Annotated in this window: 19 protein-coding genes and 1 pseudogene; 10 read left to right on the forward strand and 10 right to left on the reverse strand. The window is 71.8% G+C overall.

Features of this window, described 5'->3' with window-relative positions; genetic code table 11:
• The first annotated feature begins 51 nt into the window (after nt 1–51).
• Nucleotides 52–2937 carry an aminomethyl-transferring glycine dehydrogenase gene (gene gcvP, locus ABZW18_RS28315; RefSeq protein ID WP_356192740.1) on the forward strand — a complete coding sequence of 962 codons (2886 nt, stop codon included), beginning with the start codon at nt 52–54 and terminating at the stop codon, nt 2935–2937.
• A gap of 125 nt (nt 2938–3062) precedes the next feature.
• Here the strand turns inward: gcvP and ABZW18_RS28320 are convergent, their stop codons facing one another.
• Both ABZW18_RS28320 and ABZW18_RS28325 read right to left on the reverse strand, forming a co-directional pair.
• Complete coding sequence (locus ABZW18_RS28320) at nt 3063–3269, reverse strand: DUF5999 family protein (protein ID WP_356192780.1); 207 nt, start codon at nt 3267–3269, stop codon at nt 3063–3065.
• 460 nt (nt 3270–3729) lie between these two features.
• Complete coding sequence (locus ABZW18_RS28325; RefSeq protein WP_356192743.1) at nt 3730–4323, reverse strand: hypothetical protein; 594 nt, start codon at nt 4321–4323, stop codon at nt 3730–3732.
• A gap of 485 nt (nt 4324–4808) precedes the next feature.
• Between ABZW18_RS28325 and ABZW18_RS28330 the strand changes: the two genes are divergently transcribed.
• Nucleotides 4809–6311 carry a glutamate-cysteine ligase family protein gene (locus ABZW18_RS28330; protein ID WP_356192745.1) on the forward strand — a complete coding sequence of 501 codons (1503 nt, stop codon included), beginning with the start codon at nt 4809–4811 and terminating at the stop codon, nt 6309–6311.
• A gap of 78 nt (nt 6312–6389) precedes the next feature.
• Here the strand turns inward: ABZW18_RS28330 and ABZW18_RS28335 are convergent, their stop codons facing one another.
• Nucleotides 6390–6884: a hypothetical protein gene (locus ABZW18_RS28335; RefSeq protein WP_356192747.1), complete on the reverse strand. Its 495-nt coding sequence runs from the start codon at nt 6882–6884 to the stop codon at nt 6390–6392.
• Between the two features lie 112 nt (nt 6885–6996).
• Between ABZW18_RS28335 and ABZW18_RS28340 the strand changes: the two genes are divergently transcribed.
• The gene (locus ABZW18_RS28340) at nt 6997–7779 is read left to right on the forward strand and encodes a CPBP family intramembrane glutamic endopeptidase (protein WP_356192750.1); all 783 of its coding nucleotides are present in this window, start codon (nt 6997–6999) and stop codon (nt 7777–7779) included.
• A 22-nt stretch (nt 7780–7801) separates the two neighbouring features.
• Here ABZW18_RS28340 and ABZW18_RS28345 read toward each other — a convergent pair whose 3' ends face one another.
• The gene (locus tag ABZW18_RS28345) at nt 7802–8623 is read right to left on the reverse strand and encodes a PhzF family phenazine biosynthesis isomerase (protein WP_356192753.1); all 822 of its coding nucleotides are present in this window, start codon (nt 8621–8623) and stop codon (nt 7802–7804) included.
• A 139-nt stretch (nt 8624–8762) separates the two neighbouring features.
• On the opposite strand from ABZW18_RS28345, the gene ABZW18_RS28350 reads away from it, so the two are divergent.
• The gene (locus ABZW18_RS28350) at nt 8763–9347 is read left to right on the forward strand and encodes a PadR family transcriptional regulator (protein ID WP_356192756.1); all 585 of its coding nucleotides are present in this window, start codon (nt 8763–8765) and stop codon (nt 9345–9347) included.
• A 152-nt stretch (nt 9348–9499) separates the two neighbouring features.
• Here the strand turns inward: ABZW18_RS28350 and ABZW18_RS28355 are convergent, their stop codons facing one another.
• Nucleotides 9500–9937 carry an SRPBCC family protein gene (locus ABZW18_RS28355; RefSeq protein WP_356192758.1) on the reverse strand — a complete coding sequence of 146 codons (438 nt, stop codon included), beginning with the start codon at nt 9935–9937 and terminating at the stop codon, nt 9500–9502.
• Nucleotides 9938–10211: 274 nt separating this feature from the next.
• On the opposite strand from ABZW18_RS28355, the gene ABZW18_RS28360 reads away from it, so the two are divergent.
• The 3 genes and pseudogenes from ABZW18_RS28360 to ABZW18_RS28370 all read left to right on the forward strand — a co-directional run bounded on the left by ABZW18_RS28360 (nt 10212) and on the right by ABZW18_RS28370 (nt 12181).
• On the forward strand, nt 10212–10751 hold the full coding sequence (locus ABZW18_RS28360) for a Clp protease N-terminal domain-containing protein (RefSeq protein WP_356192782.1): 540 nt from the start codon (nt 10212–10214) through the stop codon (nt 10749–10751).
• 25 nt (nt 10752–10776) lie between these two features.
• Nucleotides 10777–11004 (forward strand): annotated as a pseudogene (locus ABZW18_RS28365) (EamA family transporter); the annotation flags it as partial.
• Nucleotides 11005–11170: 166 nt separating this feature from the next.
• Entirely contained in the window at nt 11171–12181 is a 1011-nt protein-coding gene (locus ABZW18_RS28370) for an EamA family transporter (RefSeq protein WP_356192761.1), read from the forward strand.
• A gap of 58 nt (nt 12182–12239) precedes the next feature.
• Here ABZW18_RS28370 and ABZW18_RS28375 read toward each other — a convergent pair whose 3' ends face one another.
• On the reverse strand, nt 12240–12905 hold the full coding sequence (locus ABZW18_RS28375; RefSeq protein WP_356192763.1) for a pyridoxamine 5'-phosphate oxidase family protein: 666 nt from the start codon (nt 12903–12905) through the stop codon (nt 12240–12242).
• A 36-nt stretch (nt 12906–12941) separates the two neighbouring features.
• Here ABZW18_RS28375 and ABZW18_RS28380 point away from each other — a divergent pair, with 36 nt between their 5' ends.
• Nucleotides 12942–14273, forward strand: coding sequence for an aminotransferase class I/II-fold pyridoxal phosphate-dependent enzyme (locus ABZW18_RS28380; protein ID WP_356192765.1), 1332 nt, complete (start codon nt 12942–12944; stop codon nt 14271–14273).
• On the opposite strand, the gene ABZW18_RS28385 is transcribed toward ABZW18_RS28380, so the two are convergent.
• On the reverse strand, nt 14264–15295 hold the full coding sequence (locus ABZW18_RS28385) for a DMT family transporter (RefSeq protein ID WP_356192767.1): 1032 nt from the start codon (nt 15293–15295) through the stop codon (nt 14264–14266). The genes ABZW18_RS28380 and ABZW18_RS28385 overlap by 10 nt on opposite strands.
• Nucleotides 15296–15333: 38 nt before the next feature.
• Here ABZW18_RS28385 and ABZW18_RS28390 point away from each other — a divergent pair, with 38 nt between their 5' ends.
• Nucleotides 15334–16239, forward strand: a complete 906-nt coding sequence (locus ABZW18_RS28390) for a LysR family transcriptional regulator (RefSeq protein ID WP_356192769.1) — start codon at nt 15334–15336, stop codon at nt 16237–16239.
• A gap of 79 nt (nt 16240–16318) precedes the next feature.
• On the opposite strand, the gene ABZW18_RS28395 is transcribed toward ABZW18_RS28390, so the two are convergent.
• On the reverse strand, nt 16319–16792 hold the full coding sequence (locus ABZW18_RS28395) for a pyridoxamine 5'-phosphate oxidase family protein (RefSeq protein WP_356192785.1): 474 nt from the start codon (nt 16790–16792) through the stop codon (nt 16319–16321).
• A 113-nt stretch (nt 16793–16905) separates the two neighbouring features.
• Between ABZW18_RS28395 and ABZW18_RS28400 the strand changes: the two genes are divergently transcribed.
• On the forward strand, nt 16906–17550 hold the full coding sequence (locus ABZW18_RS28400; protein ID WP_356192787.1) for an isochorismatase family cysteine hydrolase: 645 nt from the start codon (nt 16906–16908) through the stop codon (nt 17548–17550).
• 8 nt (nt 17551–17558) lie between these two features.
• Here ABZW18_RS28400 and ABZW18_RS28405 read toward each other — a convergent pair whose 3' ends face one another.
• Nucleotides 17559–18059 carry a Rieske (2Fe-2S) protein gene (locus ABZW18_RS28405; RefSeq protein ID WP_356192772.1) on the reverse strand — a complete coding sequence of 167 codons (501 nt, stop codon included), beginning with the start codon at nt 18057–18059 and terminating at the stop codon, nt 17559–17561.
• A gap of 92 nt (nt 18060–18151) precedes the next feature.
• A partial coding sequence (locus ABZW18_RS28410; protein WP_356192775.1) for a prolyl oligopeptidase family serine peptidase occupies nt 18152–18576 on the reverse strand: 425 nt, incomplete at its 5' end.

Below are 18576 nucleotides of genomic sequence, written 5' to 3' on the forward strand. Positions count from 1 at the left end.
CCCGTGCCGTGGTGCCCCTCGCAGGTCGCATCGACCAGGAGGCCTCCGCAGATGAACGCCAACCGCATTTCACTCTCCCAGCTGGAGTGTGGCACTCCCTTCGACCGGCGCCACATCGGTCCTGACGGCGGGGCGCAGGCGAAGATGCTCGCCCAGGTCGGATATGGCTCGCTCGACGAACTCACCGCCGCCGCCGTACCGGATGTGATCAAAAGCGAAGGCGAGCTGAATCTGCCGGAGGCCCGCACCGAGGCCGGGGTCCTCGATGAGCTGCGCGCTCTCGCCGGCCGTAACGAGGTGCTGGCCCCGATGATCGGGCTCGGCTACTACGGCACCTTCACCCCGCCGGTGATCCTCCGCAACGTCATGGAGAACCCCAGCTGGTACACGGCGTACACCCCGTACCAGCCGGAGATCTCGCAGGGCCGCCTCGAGGCGCTGCTGAACTTCCAGACCGTCGTCGCCGACCTCACCGGTCTGCCCACCTCGGGCGCCTCCCTGCTGGACGAGGGCACCGCCGCCGCAGAGGCCATGGCGCTCTCCCGCCGCGTCGGCAAGGTCAAGGACGGCGTCTTCCTGATCGACGCCGACTGTCTGCCCCAGACGATCGCCATCATCGAGACCCGGGCCGAGCCGACCGGTGTGGACGTGGTCGTCGCCGACCTCTCCGACGGGATCCCGGCCGAGGTCGCCGAGCGCGGGGTCTTCGGTGTGCTGCTGCAGTACCCGGGCGCCTCCGGACAGGTGCGGGACCTGCGGCCGCTGATCGAGAGCGCGCACGAGGTCGGCGCCGTCGTCACCGTCGCGGCCGACCTCCTTGCCCTCACCCTGCTCACCTCGCCCGGCGATCTGGGCGCGGACATCGCGGTCGGCAGCAGCCAGCGCTTCGGCGTGCCGATGGGCTTCGGAGGCCCGCACGCCGGGTTCATGGCCGTACGGGAGAAGTTCGCCCGCAGCCTGCCCGGACGGCTCGTCGGCGTCTCCGTGGACGCCGACGGCAACAAGGCGTACCGACTGGCCCTGCAGACCCGCGAGCAGCACATCCGCCGGGAGAAGGCCACCAGCAACATCTGCACCGCTCAGGTCCTGCTCGCCGTGATGGCCGGAATGTACGCCGTCCACCACGGCCCCGGAGGGCTCGCGGGCATCGCCCGGCGCACCCACCGCTACGCCACACTGCTCGCCGAGGGCCTGCGGGCCGGCGGTGTGGAGATCGTTCACGGCTCGTACTTCGACACCGTGACCGCGCGGGTCCCCGGGCGGGCCGCCGAGGTCGTGGCCGCCGCGCGCCGGGCAGGCGTCAACCTTCGCCCGGTCGACGCCGACCTGGTCGGCATCGCCTGTGACGAGACCACCGGCCGCGCCCAGCTGGCCGCCGTCTGGGGCGCCTTCGGCGTCGAGGCCGATGTGGAGGCGCTGGACGCCACCGTGCAGGACACCCTGCCGGGGGGCCTGCTGCGCCGCGACGAGTACCTGACCCACCCGGTCTTCCACCAGTACCGCTCCGAGACCGCGCTGCTGCGCTACCTGCGCCGGCTGGCCGACCGGGACTACGCACTGGACCGCGGCATGATCCCGCTCGGCTCCTGCACGATGAAGCTCAACGCCACCACCGAGATGGAGCCGGTCACCTGGCCCGAGTTCGGGGCACTGCACCCCTTCGCGCCGCTGGACCAGGCTGAGGGCTATCTGTCCCTGATCCATGAGCTCGAGGAGCGGCTGGCCGAGGTCACCGGCTACGACAAGGTCTCCCTTCAGCCGAATGCCGGTTCCCAGGGCGAGCTGGCCGGTCTGCTGGCCGTACGGGCGTACCACCGGGCAAACGGCGACACGCAGCGCACCGTCTGCCTCATCCCCTCCTCCGCGCACGGCACCAATGCCGCCAGCGCCGTGATGGCCGGGATGAAGGTCGTGGTGGTCAAGACCCGCGAGGACGGCGACGTCGACGTCCAGGACCTGCACGCCAAGATCGAGGCTCACGGCAACGAACTCGCCGTGCTGATGGTCACCTACCCGTCCACCCACGGTGTGTTCGAGGAGCACATCACCGACATCTGCGCGGCCGTGCACGACGCCGGAGGCCAGGTGTACGTGGACGGCGCCAACCTCAACGCGCTGGTGGGCCTCGCCAAGCCGGGCCGGTTCGGCTCGGACGTCTCGCACCTGAACCTGCACAAGACCTTCTGCATCCCGCACGGCGGCGGTGGCCCGGGTGTCGGCCCGGTCGGTGTGCGCGCGCACCTCGCCCCGTACCTGCCGAACCACCCGCTCCAGCCCGCCGCGGGCCCCGCGACGGGCGTGGGCCCGATCTCCGCCGCCCCGTGGGGCTCCGCGGGCATCCTGCCGATCTCCTGGGCCTATGTACGGCTGATGGGTGCGGAGGGACTGCGGCGGGCCAGCCAGGTCGCCGTCCTCGGTGCCAACTACATCGCCAAGCGGCTCGAGCCGCACTACCCGGTGCTCTACACCGGCCCGAACGGCCTGGTCGCGCACGAGTGCATCGTGGACCTGCGGCCGCTGACCAAGGCGACCGGGGTCAGTGTCGACGACGTCGCCAAGCGGCTGATCGACTACGGCTTCCACGCGCCGACCATGTCCTTCCCGGTGGCCGGGACGCTGATGATCGAGCCGACGGAGAGCGAGGACCTCGCAGAACTGGACCGGTTCTGCGAGGCGATGATCGCGATCCGGGCCGAGATCGAGCGCGTCGGCACGGGTGAGTGGCCCGCGGACGACAACCCGCTGCGCAACGCCCCGCACACGGCGGCGGCCCTGGGTGGGGAGTGGGAGCGCCCGTACAGCCGGGAGACGGCGGTCTTCCCGGCCGGCGTCTCGGCGGCGGACAAGTACTGGCCGCCGGTGCGGCGGATCGACGGCGCCTTCGGTGACCGCAACCTGGTCTGCTCGTGCCCGCCTCTGGAGGAGTACGACGCCTGACAGGCGACAAGTGTCGGGGCCGGTTCGGCGATTGCGCCGGGCCGGCCCCTGTGTTTCCGGTGGTGCGTAGGCACGTGTACGTGGACTGCCGCTTGTCGGTTCCGGTGGTGCCGTGCTGCCGCGGGTCAGGCGGCAGCCATCACCTGTTCGGCTCCGAGCGGCCGGTGCGGGGCGATGATCTGCCCGTCCGGCAGCAGCTCACCGGTGTCCTCGAAGAGCAGGACGCCGTTGCACAGCAGGCTCCAGCCCTGTTCGGGGTGGTGCGCCACGGGATGGGCGGCCTCCCGGTCGGCGGAGTGGGCTGTCGGGCACGGTGGCTGGTGCTGGCACATGGAAGGGTTCTTTCGCTGCGGTGTGGTGAGATTCCTGCGGCTCGTGGTGTTCATGCCGCCCCCCGTATCTGTCGGTCAGTCCCAGTGTTGCCCCACGGGCGTGATTCCGCAGGGATTTCGCGGCAGCTGTCCTCTCAGGAACAAGACGCATCACTCGTGCGGACGGTTCACGGCAACAGGACTGTCCCTTCGGGTGGTTGGCGGTGGCCGGAACGGGCTAGCCCTGGCGGGTGGGGAGGCGTACCGAACGGGTGGGAACGCGAACCGAATGGGTGGGGAGGCGTACCGAATGGGTGGGAACGCGAACCGAATGGGTGGGGAGGCGTACCGAATGGGTGGGAACGCGAACCGAATGGGTGGGGAGGCGTACCGAACGGGTGGGAACGCGCAAGGGCGCAGCAGCGTGCCCCGCGACCGACCGGCCCGCGGGGCACGCTCATGCCGTGCGTCATCCGGCCACTCAGGCCGGCGACCCCATGCCCATCAGCGGAGTGGGAGCGGCCCGGAGAGTGAGCACGGGCAGCAGATCGGCGACCCGGTGCGGGCGGTGCGCCGCGATACCGGGCGGAGCCGGGGCCAGCGGCACCAGGAGATCACTCGGCGCGGGCCCGCCCGTGGCGGGATCAGCCGTCGCGTCCCCGTGCAGCCACAGCGTGAGCATGTAGAGCTCGGGTACGGACAGCAACCGCGGCTGGTACGGGACCTCCAGGGATTCCGCCTGCCGCAGCGCCAGCTCCGTGGAGGGGATGTACGGCCCCTCGAAGAAGTGCGAGAACGTCCAGCCGTCCGGGGTCAGGATGGTCTCCGCGGCCGCCACCGCGCGGTCGCCGCTGCGAATCAGGAAACGCCACCCGACGAGCCGGGTACTCGGCGCCCCGCCCGCTGTCGTCACGCGGTCCAGGACGTGGACGGGCAACGGCAGGTCGGGGCTCAGCGGGCCTGACACGGACCGCAGAGCAGGAGTGCGCGGATCACGGACCGCGGTGGGGGAACCGAGGGCCGCGAGGGCGCTGCGCAGGGCGGGCTTGGGTGCCGGGGGAACGAGCAGCGGCATGGTGGGTCGCCTCTCACTTGGGAGACACGTGGTGCGGGGCAGGTGCGGACGGCGGTGTCTGCGTGCGGGGCCAGAGGGGGCCGGATCGAAATGCCGACGGCGCACACTCTCTGCCTCGTCCACGGAGTTTATACGAGGTATGTTCACTCGGTGTTTCGTCTAGCGGTCGCGGGCATTTCTGGCAAGGCCGTATTCAGACCTTACTGCGAGTGGGTTACACCTATTCTGTCCGCCCCGCCCGGGCCGCTGCCTCGAGTTATGCTCCGGGAGCGGTAGGCCGATTCTCATCCGTTCTTTTCGCCAGTGCAATGCGCGCGGCCCGGGACGGCGCGCTATGCCGATGGAATGTGCCGCGCCGGGTGTAGTGACGAGCGTAGCGGGCATGCGGTGTCCGCCGGGCGTTATCGATCACATTGCCTGGGCATCATCGACCGTGACACCGGCGGCTGGCGCCGCGGGCGACCCACCCGAGGAGGGACGCTTCGATGGGGGAAAAGGTCGCGGCAGGCGGGTTCGACCTGTCCGATCGGCAGCGGTACCGGCGGAAGCTGCAACAGTGCCTCCAGGGTCTGGGGCGGTTGCTGGAGGAAGGACGGTTCGAGCGCCCGAAAAACCTGATGGGGCTGGAGATCGAGCTGAATCTCGCGGGCGTCGACGGGATGCCGCGCATGATGAATGAGGAAGTGCTGGAGCGCATCTCCAGCGGGGATTTCCAGACCGAGCTCGGGCAGTTCAACCTCGAAGTCAACATCGTGCCCCACCGGCTCTCCGGCAGAGTTCTGGACCGGCTCGCGGAAGAGCTCCGTACGGGGCTCGCCTATGCCGACCGCAAAGCCCGGGAAGTGTCGGCGGAGATCGTGATGATCGGCATCCTCCCCACGCTCCGCACGCACGATCTGGTCTCCTCGAACCTCTCCGAGGTCGACCGCTACATGCTGCTGAACGACCAGATCATGGCCGCCCGCGGCGAGGAGATCGACCTCGACATCGAGGGCGTCGAGCGGCTCACGTACTCCAGTGGCTCCATCGCTCCCGAGGCCGCCTGCACGTCCGTGCAGCTGCATCTCCAGGTGACGCCCGGGCGGTTCGCCGCCGTCTGGAACGCCGCGCAGGCCGTGGCCGCCGTACAGATCGCCCTGGGCGCCAACTCCCCCTTCCTGTTCGGCCGGGAGCTGTGGCGCGAGTCCCGCCCGCCGCTGTTCCTGCAGGCCACGGACACTCGGCCGCCGGAGATACGGGCGCAGGGTGTGCGCCCGCGGACCTGGTTCGGCGACCGCTGGATCGATTCCGCCTATGACCTCTTCGAGGAGAACGTCCGCTATTTCCCCGCGCTGCTGCCCATCTGCGGCGAGGAGGAGCCGCTGCGCGTCCTCGACGAGGGCGGTATCCCCGAACTGCAGGAACTCGTCCTGCACAACGGCACCGTCTACCGCTGGAACCGGCCGGTCTACGCGGTCACCGAGGGCGTGCCGCACCTGCGGGTGGAGAACCGGGTCCTGCCCGCCGGTCCCACCGTCAGCGATGTCATCGCCAACACCGCTTTCTACTACGGGCTGGTGCGGGCCCTCGCGGAGGAGCCGCGCCCCGTCTGGTCCCGGCTGACCTTCGCCGAGGCCTCGGACAACTTCGACAGAGCCTGCCGCTACGGCATCGACGCCACCCTGCGCTGGCCGCGCCCGGGCCGGTCCGGGTCGGTCGCCGAGCTGCCCGCCGTCCGTCTCGTACGGGATGAGCTGCTGCCGCTCGCCGCGGCCGGGCTCGACATGTGGGGCGTGGAGGCGGCGGACCGGGACCTGTATCTCGGCATCATCGAGGAGCGCTGCCGACGGCGGGTCAACGGCGCCTCGTGGCAGGCCGAGACCTTCCACCGCGGCCTGGAGGGCGGCCTCGAGCGGGACGCCGCGCTGGCCGCGACCACCCGGCGGTACGGGGAGCTGATGCGGGGCGGCCGGCCGGTTCACACGTGGCCCGTGGCCTTTCCCGGCTGAGACCTGTGGTGTTCCACTGCTCAGACCTGCGGCCTCACTCGGCCGAGTCCTGCGCCTTCCCCTGCTGAGAGCGGGCGGTCAGCCCGCACCCGCCGACAGGATCGACTTCAGCATCACCGAGTGGATCTCGGCCGGATCGCTGACCCGGTGCCCGGAACCGCCCGTCGCCGCGGCCAGTTGCTCGCAGGCCCGTTTGTCCGCGTCAGGACCGACCGCGATGGCGATCAGCGGTACCGGGCGCTTCGGGTCGTCGGGTTGCTTCAGCTTCTTGACCAGGACGTCGGGCGACATGCTCCCGGGGTCCTGGTCGGCCCCGTCGGTGAGGATGACCACGGCGTTGAACCTGCCCTTCGCGTACGTGGCGTTGGCGTCCTTGTACGCCGCGAGTGCGGTGTCGTACAGGCCCGTGGCGCGATCGCGGCGGAGATCACGGCGGTACGTCGCCGTGCGGCAGGCCGGGCCCCCGTGCCGTCCACGGTGGTGCCGTGGGGCAAGCTGTGACGTCCCATGGTGGTTGCGTCCCTCCGCGGTGTGGAAGGAGGGCGGGCACGCCCGTCGGATGGCGCCCGTCACCGGCCTGTCGCGCGTGATCTTCGCACTCGCATTCGAGACCCTGGCGGCGCGGGGATGGGCATGAGGCGGGATTGTGGAACTGGAGGCAGGTGTGCAGGCAGAGTCGGGCCGGGTGGCTGATTCTTTGTGGGGGGAGGGGCTGTCTCCGCGGATCCTGCGCAGCGAGACGCTGCTCGTACTCGCCCTGTCGGTTGGCGCGAGCGCTGTATCCGCGCTGATCAGCTTTATCGGATCGGTGACGAAGCCGGGCGGGCTCAGGGACCAGGCGGCGACGCTCAACGCTTCCGCGGCGCCGGGCCGACCATGGCTGGATCTCGCCTGGCAGGTCTTCGAGATCGGCACCGCGCTGGTGCCGGTCGCGCTCGTGGCGCACCTGCTGCTTCGGGAGGGCGCCGACGGGCTGCGGGCGATCGGCCTCGACCGGCGGCGGCCCGGATTCGACCTCGGCGCCGGCGCGGGCGTCGCGGCGGTGATCGGCGGCACCGGGCTGTTGTTCTACCTCGGCGCGCGGGCCGCCGGTTTCAATCTGACGGTGGTGCCGGAGTCCCTCCCCGACGTGTGGTGGAAGATTCCGGTGCTGATCGCCTCGGCCATCCAGAACTCGCTGCTGGAAGAGGTGGTCGTGGTCGGCTATCTGCTCCGCAGGCTCGGGCAGTTGGGCTGGACGCCGCCGGCCGCGCTGATGGCGAGCGCCGGACTGCGGGGTACGTACCACCTGTACCAGGGCATCGGCGGGATGGTCGGCAACATGGCCATGGGCGTCGTCTTCGTGCTGCTCTACCGCCGGTGGGGGCGGGTCGGACCGCTGGTCGCGGCGCATGCGCTGATCGACATCGTGGCGTTCGTCGGGTACGCGCTGCTGGCGGGCAGGGTGAGCTGGCTGCCCACGCCCTGACCGCACGGCCCGGCCCCGTACCTCAGGCGGTGGCGAGCAATGCGCCGTCGATGACCGTGACGGCGGTGCCGGTGAGCAGCGTGCGGTCGCCGCGCAGCGCGGTGCGCACAAGACCCGTACGGGCCGAGGCCTGGAGGCCGGTCAGTTCGTCGCGGCCGAACCGCGGTGCCCAGAAGGGGGCGAGCGCGGTGTGCGCGCTGCCGGTCACCGGGTCCTCGTCGATGCCGATGGCCGGGGCGAAGAAGCGCGAGACGAAGTCGTAGCCGCGCGTGGGGTCCTCGGCCCGGGCGGTGGCGATGACCCCGCGGTGGCCGAGCCGGGCGACCGCGGCCAGGTCGGGCGCGAGGGAGCGGACCGCCTTCTCGTCCTCCAGCTCGACCAGCAGGTCGCCGACGTTCGGGCCCGTGTCGTGCGCGGACACGAGGTCCGCGCCGAGCGCCGCTGCGGCCTGCTCAGGCACATCGATGACGGTCAGCGGGGCGGTGGGGAAGTCCAGGGTGATCGAGCCGTCCTCTGCGGTGGTCGCGGTCAGGACGCCGCTGCGGGTGGCGAAGCGGATGGTGCCGGTGGCCGTGCCGGTGGTGTGCAGTACGTGGGCCGTGGCCAGGGTCGCGTGGCCGCACAGATCGACCTCGGCTGCCGGGGTGCACCAGCGCAGCGCCCAGTCGGCGTCGCCGCCCGCGGGCAGCGGGTGTGCGAAGGCGGTCTCGGGGAGGTTGACCTCCGCGGCGATGCGCTGCAGCCAGGCGTCGTCGGGGAAAGCGCCCCGCTCCAGAAGCAGCACGCCGGCCGGGTTCCCGGCGAAGGGGCGTGAGGTGAAGGCGTCGACGATACGGAGTCTCATGATCGGGAGCGTAGAGCGCCGGAGGCGCCGCAGGACAAGGCCAATTCCGTGTTCCTGGACCGGTGGGGTCTTGTCGCTAGAAAGTTTCCGATATATCGTTGACGCATCGCGACTGATCAACGATGGAAGGAGCGTAAGGATGCGTTCCCATGGACACGGACACTGCGGGCCGGGCTCTCATCGTGAGGGCGACTTCGACGCGCGGCGTGCTGCCTTCGGGCCGTTCGGCCCGCCTTTCGGGGGGCCGCCGTTCGGCCCGCGGGGGCGTGGCGGACCGCGGGGCAGGGCGCGGCGCGGTGATGTGCGCGCCTCGATCCTGGCGCTGCTCAAGGACCGCCCGATGCATGGCTACGAGATGATCCAGGAGATCGCCGAGCGCAGCGGCGGCGCGTGGAAGCCGAGTCCCGGCTCGGTCTATCCGACGCTGCAACTGCTCGAGGACGAGGGGCTGATCAGCAGTGCGAGCGACGGCGGCAAGAAGCTGTTCGAGCTCACCGAGGCTGGGCGCAGCGAGGCGGACGCGGGGCCGGAGGCTCCCTGGGAGGAGGCCGGGCGTGGCGTCGACTGGGATGCCATGAACGAGATCCGGAAGGCCGGCGGCGGGCTCGTCGAGGCGTTCCGTCAGGTCTGGGCGACCGGCACACCCGACCAGCGCGAGAAGGCTCTCGCGGTCGTCAACAAGGCCCGGAAGGAGCTGTACCTGATCCTCGCCGAGGAGGACTGACGGGGAGGTGAGATGCGGCTCCCGCGGAATCGCGCGGGAGCCGCTGTCGTGTCCGAGGCCGGTCCACGCCATCCTCTTGTGTTGCTCCCAGGCCTTGCCGCAAGGGCCGACTCAGGGCGTGAGAGGGTGTTGCCTCTCGATCTGACGGGACGTCATGGGAGTCGGGGGACCAGGCCGGCCAGCTTGCGCAGCGACTCCTGGAGAGCGGTGGTCGCCGAGTCCTTCAGCTTGCCCGCCATCAGGGACACGGCTGCCCCCGTGAACTCGCCGTCGATGCGCACCCGCGTGCCGTCGCCGTCCGGAGTGAGGGCGTAGCGCATCCCGAGGTTCACCCCCATCGGCCCCTTGCCCCGGGTGTGCAGCAGCTGCGAGGGCACGCAGTCCTGCACGGTCCAGGTCACCTCGGCCGGGAAGCCCATCAGCCTCATGTTCTCCTCATATGTGGCGCCCGGCTCGAGGGTGGCTGGGCCGCCGTCCGGGAAGGCGGTGTGCGTGGCGTTCCACTGCCCGTACGAGGTGAAGTCCGTCAGCCGGTTCCAGACCTTCTCGGGTGGTGCCCCGATGTGTGCCTCCGCGCTGACCTCGGCCATGCGACCACCCCTTCTCCGTAGGCTGCGTCGGGCGCTCGCGGAACGTAGACCCTCGGCCTCCAACGTTCAATACTGATGGCCCGTCAGGTTCTGGACGGCTCCGGCGGGCGCTGCCCCCCGGAGGGCAGGCAGACCTCGGACAGGGGCCTGCGCGGGATGTCCTGTCTCCTCCGCAAGGATGAGAAGTCGGTCATCCGTGCGCAACCACGGTGGGATGTGCAAATGCTGCCTGCCGGGGATGCCCCGGCCCTCAGGGACTGATGGGGTGGGAGGTGTGCAAAACCGTACGCCCCGGCCCGGTTCCAGTGGCCCGACCAGCCGGGAATGCGATGCCCGGCTCAATGGTGTGCTGGTCTCGGTGGTCACCGGCGCCCGTCGGCGTGCCGTACGCGACGGCGACCGCCAGGTCGACACCGCCCATCTCCTCCACACTCTGCTGGAGTCGGACCCGGAGGTCCGGGCCGCTTTCGACGGCGGACCGCAGCAGGTGGCCCGGCTGCTCGGTTATCTCGTGCAGCGCAGCATCGGTTACGGGCTCCGGTGGTGCGCCACGGTCGAGGACTCGGGCACCGTGCCCCCCGAGGGGACCGCTCCCGGCTTGTCTCCGGCGGCGCTTGCAGCCGTGCACCGGGCGCTGGACGGGGCCTGTTCGCGGGGCGCCGAGTGCGCCGAAGGGCTCGACCTGCTCTCCGCCCTCGCCGCCGACCCGGAGAGCCGTGCGGTCGAGGTGCTGCACCGGGCCGGCGTGGACCCCGGCCCGCTGGCGGCAGGGGGCGAGACGCCCGGCCCGGCTGTCAGGGGCTACCCGGGATGATGTTGCTGTCGGTGCGCCGCTGCCGCCGCAGGTCGCCGGAGTCGTGGCCTGCCTGGAGGCGGTCATCGCGACCGTACTGGCCTGAGTGCTGCTGGGCGAGCATCTGTCGGCGCCGCAGATCCTCGGTGGCGCGCTGGTTCTGGCGGGGGCGTTCATCGCCCAGACCTCGACGCCGAGGGCGGCCTCCGACGGCCCGGTCCCCGGTGGCTTGCCCGAGCGCGAGCAGTTGCCCGCCGGTTCCCGGCGGACGTAGGGTCACGATCATGCATGCGACTGCACTCGTTCTCCCGCCTCCCGCTGTCTGAGGCGGGCGGCCGCACCACGGAAGATCCGGCACGGGCTCTGGGCCCGTGCCCGTCGCCGCTGCCCGCAGACGGAGCGAACGCGACCACTTCCTCTCTTCCGCGGAGAACACTCACGTGTCGAACACGGCAATCGGCCTGCCCGTCGGGCGTGGCCTGCTCTATCTGATCGTCGCCGGTGCCGCCTGGGGCACCGCGGGTGCGGCGGCCGCCATGCTCTACCGCTCCAGCGACCTGGGACCGGTCGCCCTGTCGTTCTGGCGCTATGTCGGCGGGCTCGCCCTGCTGCTGGCCGTTGGCGTCCTGCGTACGGTGCGCGCCGCCCGGACCCGGCGGTTCTGTGCGGCTGAGGCCGTGCAGAACGACACCGTGCAGAACGAGGTCCCACAGGGCGAGACCCGGAGCCGCCGCGTCCTGCGCATCGTCGGGACCGGACTGGGCCTGACCGTCTTTCAGACCGCCTACTTCGCCTCGGTGCAGGAGACCGGGCTCGCGGTGGGCACGGTCGTCACCCTCGGCGCCGGCCCGGTGCTCATCGCGCTCGGCGCCCGGCTGACCATGGGCGAGAGGCTGGGCCGGGGCGGCCTGGCGGCCGTCGTCGGTGCCCTGGGCGGGCTCGCCGTGCTGGTTCTCGGCAGCGATGGCGGGGCCGTACGGCCGCTCGGCGTCGTATGGGCCCTGGTGTCCGCGGCCGGATACGCCGCCATCACGCTGCTCACCCGTCGGCTGGGGCGCGACGGGGGAGGCGCCGACGCGTTCTCCACGACAGCGTGGGCCTTCGCGGTCGGCGCGGTCTGCCTGCTGCCGATCGGTGCGGCGCAGGGACTGCTGCCGCACACCGCGGACCCCGTCCGGGTCCTGGTGCTGCTGCTGTATGTGGCCGCGGTGCCGACCGCGCTCGCGTACGCGCTCTACTTCGCAGGAGCCGCCGTCGTGCGGGCCGCGACCGCCTCCGTGATCATGCTGATCGAACCGGTGAGCGCCGCGGTGATCGCCTTCCTCGTCCTGGGGGAGCGGCTGACGGCGGCGACGGTGCTGGGCACTGTGCTGCTGCTGGCGGCGGTGGCGGGCCTGGCGGTGGCGGAGGCCCGGCTCGCGGTGGCCGCCCGCCGGGCGGTCCCGGCCTGAGCCGCGCGGGGGCGCCGGACTGGTCCGGCGCCCCCGCGCGCCCGCGGTGGTGGCCGCCTCAGCGCGCGGCGGTGAGGTAGTCCGGGACGCCGACCGAAGGGTCCAGGCCCTCGGCCGGCACCGGGGTTCCGTAGGCACGCGAGACAGGCAGGACGCCGCTCCAGTAGGGCAGCGACTCGTCCTCGGGGTCATCGTTCGGGCCGCCGGTACGGACCTTGGCGGAGACCTCCTCGAGGTCGAGCCGGAGGACAGCGGTGGCGGCCAGTTCCTTGGCGTCGGCGGGGCGCGAGTCCTGCGCGCGGCCGGGGACGACCTGGTCGACCAGCGCGTCCAACGCGGCGGCGCGCTCGGCCTGTTCGGTCACCTGCCGGGCGGTGCCGTGCACCACCACGGACCGGTAGTTGATCGAGTGGTGGAAGGCGGAGCGGGCCAGCACCAGGCCGTCGACATGGGTGACGGTGAGGCAGACCTGCAGACCGGGGTCGGCCTCGCCTGCCATGCGCAGGGGCCGGGAGCCGGTCGACCCGTGGACGTACAGCCGCCGGCCCACGCGGGCGTAGAGCGTCGGCAGCACCACGGGCGCGCCGTCTCGGACGAAGCCCAGGTGGCAGACGTAGCCCTCGTCGAGTATCGCGTGGACGACTGCGTGGTCGTACGCCGCGCGCTCGCGGTTGCGCGTGGGGACGGTGCGCTCGGTGGACTCGTATGCGGCGGTGTCCGGCATTGCGTTCTCCAATTGCACTAGTGCATAATCTTCTTTGTGCTAGGAGATTATCGAATCGCGGGTCGTCGCGCAGCCGAGATCGCCGCGAGTGTGGAGCAGGCAGTCGGCACCGGACGGCTGAGCCCGGGCCAACTCCTGCCTCCCTTGCGGGATGTGGCGGATCAGCTGGGGGTCAATCCGAACACCGTCGCGGCCGCCTATCGCACGCTGCGCGACCGTGGAGTGATCGAGACGGCGGGCCGGCGTGGCAGCCGCGTGCGTTCACGGCCGGCGAGCGCGCCCCGCGAGGCGATCCGCGTGGACGCTCCGCCGGGCGCCCGCGACCTCTCCACCGGCAACCCCGATCCCGCCCTGCTGCCCCCGCTCGGCGAAGCCCTCGCCGCGGCCGCCGCTCGCTATGCCCGGCGGCCCGCGCTCTACGGCGACTCGGCCGTCGGCCCGGAGCTGGAGGGGCCGGCCCGGGCCGCGTTCGACGCCGACGGAGTTCCGGACGGACCCGTCGCGGTCACCTCGGGGTCGCTCGACGCCATCGAACGCGTGCTCTCCGCCCATCTCAGACCCGGTGACGCGGTGGCGGTCGAGGACCCGGGCTGGGGCAGCCTCCTGGATCTGATCCCCGCCCTCGGGCTGCGCGCCGTGCCGGTCCCCGTCGACGACGAAGGCCCGCTGCCGGAGGGCGTCGAGCGGGCGCTGCGGCAGGGAGCCCGCGCGCTCGTGGTCACCGACCGCGCGCAGAATCCCACCGGCGCCGCGGTGACGGCCGGGCGCGCGGACGCGCTGCGCGCCGTACTGGCGGTCCGTCCGGAAGTCCTGCTCATCGAGGACGACCACGGTCACGGCATCGTCGACCTCCGCCTGAACCCCCTTGCAGGAGGCTCGGCGCACTGGGCGCTGGTCCGCTCCACCGCCAAGGCGTACGGGCCCGATCTGCGGCTCGCCGTGCTCACCGGGGACACCGTGACCATCGACCGGGTCCGCGGCCGCCAGCGGCTCGGCCCCGGCTGGGTCAGCCATCTCCTCCAGGACGCCGTCGTGCACCTGTGGCGTACCCATGCGGTGGACCCGCGGGCTGTCGCGGCCGCCTACGGCGAACGGCGCGACGCGCTGGTGCGGGCGCTGCGCGAAAGGGGGATCGGCGCGCACGGGCGCACCGGTATGAACGTCTGGGTTCCGGTGCCCGACGAGACCGGCGCCGTCGCGCGGCTGCTCCAGTCCGGCTGGGCCGTCGCTCCGGGCGCACGCTTCCGGATGGCCTCCCCGCCCGGGGTGCGCGTCACTGTCTCACCGCTGGCCCCGGCCGACATCGAGCCGGTCGCGGACGCCCTGGTGTCCGCGACCGGCCCGGCCGTATCGGGCCGCTACGACTGACGGGGGGCGGCCCGTCGCCGGCTCTGCGTCAGCGCCGCTCCGGCGAGCACGATCAGCGCTCCCACCGGCGTGCTCCAGGCGAGGCGCTCACCGAGCAGCGTGACGCCCGCGGCCGTCGCGATGACCGGGATGAAGTACGTGACCAGGGTCGCGGTGGTCGGTCCGACCTCGGCGACGAGGCCGTACTGGAGCAGGAAGGCCACTCCCGTGCCCAGCGCGCCCAGCGCCAGGACGGAGAGCAGCGGCAGGACCGGGAAGGCAGTCGGGAAAGAGGTGAAGACCGGGGTGATGACGGCCAACTGGACGGTTCCGAGCAGCAGTTGCGCGCCCGACATCGACAGGTGGGAGCTGCCCGGATCGGCCAGCGTCCGCCGGACGTAGATCCAGCCGACCGCGTAGCTCAGCGACGCGACCAGCGCCATGGCCGTACCCGCCAGGTCCTGCCCGGCGAAGCCCTGCCAGGCGCCCAGCACGGTCAGCACACCGGCGAAGCCGATGCCCAGGCCCGCGACGCGGCGACGGGTGGGCCGGTCCTCGGAGAGCGCGACCACCGACAGCGCCATGCCCCACAGCGGGGTGGTGGCGTTGCAGATCCCGGCGAGGGTGGAGGGGATGGTCAATTCCGCGTACGCGAAGAGCGTGAAGGGGAGCGCGTTGAGGAAGAAGGCCGAGACGGTGAGATGACCCCAGACGCGGGCACCGCGCGGAAACCGTTCCCGCTTCACGGCCAGCACCGCGACGAGCACCGCCGTCCCGAACAGCATCCGCCCCAGCGTCACCTGCAAGGGCGCGTAGGCCTGCGTGCCGACCTTGATCAGAAGGAAGCTGAAACCCCAGATCAGGGACAGGACGGCGAACCGGATCCGCCAGTTCACGGCGGGGCGGCGGGCGCCCGGCACGGTGGCCGGAGTGGTGGCCGGAGTGGACGGGGGCGGAGTGGACTCGGTGGGTGCCGACGGGGGCCGGGGGACGGCGACTGCGCTCATGGCCACAACCATGCTGCGTGAAACTTCGTAGGACAAGCGAGAATTCATGAGCACCATCGCTTAGGATTGCTTACATGTTGAACCTCGACCGCCTCCGCACCCTGGATGCCGTCGCCCGCCACGGCTCAGTGAGCGCAGCCGCGGACGGGCTGCACATCACGACCTCGGCCGTCTCGCAGCAGCTCTCCAAGCTCGAGCGCGAGACAGGCCAGCAGCTGCTGGCGAAGAACGGCCGCGGCATCCGCCTCACGGACGCCGGCCGGCTGCTCGCCGACCACGCGGCGCGCATCCTCTCCCAGGTCGAGCTGGCCCAGTCCGACCTCGAGGCGCAGCGCGGCCAGGCCGTGGGCGAGCTGTTCCTCGGTGCTTTCCCCACCTCCGCCCGCGGGCTCTTCCCGTCCGCCCTGGCCACGCTGCGCACCGACCACCCGCAGCTGCGCGTACGCCTCCAGGAGATGGAGCCCGACGTGGCGCTGCCGCGCGTGGTACGCGGCGACATCGACCTCGCCGTCGTCCTCGACTGGTACAACAAGCCGTTGTCCATGCCGGACGGGCTCGCCAAGGCGCCGCTGCTGGACGACCCCGCCGATATCGCGATGCCCGCCGGCCACCCGCTCGCCGACCGGGACGAGGTCGACCTCGAGGAGTTCGCCGACGATGAGTGGATCTCCTGGCCCGAGGGGGAGTTCTGCCACGACTGGCTGATGTTCACCCTGCGCGGCAAGGGGGTCGAGCCGCGTATCTCCCACATGGCGGAGGAGCACCACACCCAGCTCGCCCTGATCGCCGCCGGGCTGGGGGTCGCCATCGCGCCGCGGCTGGGCCGCGGGCCGGTGCCCGACGGGGTGCGTGTGGTGCCCGTACGGCACACCATGCGCCGGCACGTCTACGCGGTGTGGCGGGACGACGCGGACCGCCGCCCGTCCATCAGGGCGGCCGTGGACGCGCTGCTCAAGGCCGCCCAGAACGTGGAGGGCTGAGACCGGCCGGGTCGGTGGAGAGTCCCCGGACCGGGCTGGGCCGGGCCCGGAACCGGAACCGGCCCGCCGGCCGTGCCCGTCAGCCCCCGGCCTGGGGGATCTTGCGGAAGTCCCAGGAGGCGACCGAGTCCGGGGTGAGCCGCAGCCAGCCATGGCGGCCGTCGTGCGGCATCCGGTCCAGCCCGAAGTACTTCGCCGCGAACAGCCGTTCCGGGGGCTCGAGTTCCGGGCACGGCTCGCCCGTCCGCGGGGCTTCCCCGACGAAGACCGCGCTGCCGGACAGCTCGACACCGCGCAGCTCGCCGTACTCGTGACCGTCGTCGACCACCACCGCCAGCCGCGAGTCCCGGCGCAGCTGCGCCCAGCGGCGGCTGCGGGTGATGGAGTAGAGCCACAGTGACGAGCCGTCCCAGGCGAACCAGAGCGCGCTGATGTGCGGGCTGCCGTCCCCGTCCACCGTGGCCACCCGGCAGGTGCGCTGCCCGGCCAGGAAGACGTCCAGTTCCTCCTGGGTCATCATGATCCGGCGGCCCCGGCGCTGCGTGGCGACCATCGTCGTCCACCTCCCCATGACTGACAGTGTGTCAGGAATCATGGGGCCACTTCCGTGATGACGCAATGGCGGCTAGCGTCCCGCGCTCCAGCGGTACGGACGAGGGGATCCCCATGGCCTCGCACGAGCAGCTCGCCGGACTTCTCGACCCGGCGACCACCGTGCTCCTCACCGTCGAATGCCAGCGCGGCGTCGTCGGCCCCGGCAGCGCTCTGCCGGAGCTGGCCCGTGAGGCCCGCTCCTCGGGCGCGCTCGGGAACGTCGCCCGGCTGGCCGCCGCGGCCCACGACACCGGGGTGCAGGTGCTGCACGCCGTCGCCGAGCGCCGCCCCGACGGGCGCGGTGCGAACCGCAACGCCCGCCTCTTCCGTGCCGCCGAGCGCCTGCCCGTGCAGCAGCTCTCCGGCTCCACGGCCGTACGCATCGCCGAGCCGATACCGGTCGCGGAGGAAGACCTGGTCGTCCGGCGGCTGCACGGCCTCTCGCCCATCGCCGGCACGGACGTGGACGCCCTGCTGCGCAATCTCGGCTGCCGCACCCTGGTCGTCACCGGGGTGTCCGCGAACGTAGCGATCCCCTGCGCGGTCTTCGACGCGGTCAACCTCGGCTACACCGCCGTGGTCCCGGCCGACGCCATCGCGGGCGTACCCCCCGGGTACACGCCCGTGATGGTCCGCAACACCCTGGCCCTGGTCGCTACCGTCACCGCGACCGACGAGGTCCTGGCCTGCTGGAAGAGGCCACGCCGGTCACGCTGACGAGGGCGTCACGCCAGCTTGATCGAGTCGCCGTCGACGGTGATCTTCGCCGGGGGCAGCGGCTTCGGGGCCGGTCCGCCCTTGACGCTGCCGTCGGCGATGGAGAACTTGCTGTTGTGGCAGGGGCAGTTGATGGTGTCACCGGTGATGTCCTTCACCGGACAGCCCGAGTGGGTGCAGATGGCCGAAAACGCCTTGAATTCACCGGCCGTCGGCTGGGTCACCACGACCTTCTGGTCCTTGTAGACCATGCCGCCACCCGCCGGAATGTCGGAGGTCTTCCCGAGGACCGCACCTCCGGCACCCCCGGTGTCCCCACCGCCTCCGGTGTCCCCACCGGTGCCCTCTCCGCCGGTCTCGGGTACGGACACGTCCTTCGCAGTGTCCTGCTTCGTGTCGCCGTCCGACTCGCCGCACGCGGCGAGTGCCGCGGTCAGACCGGCTGCGCCGGCCGCGGCGATCACGGTGCGGCGGCTCGAGGTCCGCCCCGTCCCCTGAGATCCCGTCATGGTGATCCGTCCCCTTTGCTGTGGGCTGCTGGGTGCCCCGGCCCTCCGACGACCGGTTCAGTGGGACTGTACGGAGGGCGCGACTCCGGTGTTCAGATCCCCAGCGCCTTCTTCAGGAAATCGAGCTGGAACAGCAGCAGATTCTCGGCCACCTCCTCATCCGTCGCACGATGTGTCGCCCCGGCGAGCGGCAGGACGGAGTGCGGCCTGCCCGCGGCCAGCAGGGCCGCCGACAGCCGCAGGGTGTGGGCCGCGAACACATTGTCGTCCGCCAGACCGTGTACGAGCAGCAGCGGGCGGCTCAGCCGGTGCGCGTCCGGGATCAGTGAGGACCGTTCATAGTTCTCCGGCTCCGTGTCCGGATGGCCGAGATAGCGCTCCTTCCAGTGGGTGTCGTAGAGCCGCTGGTCGGGCGCGGGCGCGCCCGCGACCGCCGCGTGGAAGACATCGGGGCGGCGCAGAACGGCGCCCGCGGCGAGATAGCCGCCGGAGGACCAGCCGCGGATGGCCACCCGAC

Origin of the sequence: Streptomyces sp. NPDC004647, assembly GCF_040609575.1 — a bacterium.
Classification (GTDB): domain Bacteria; phylum Actinomycetota; class Actinomycetes; order Streptomycetales; family Streptomycetaceae; genus Streptomyces.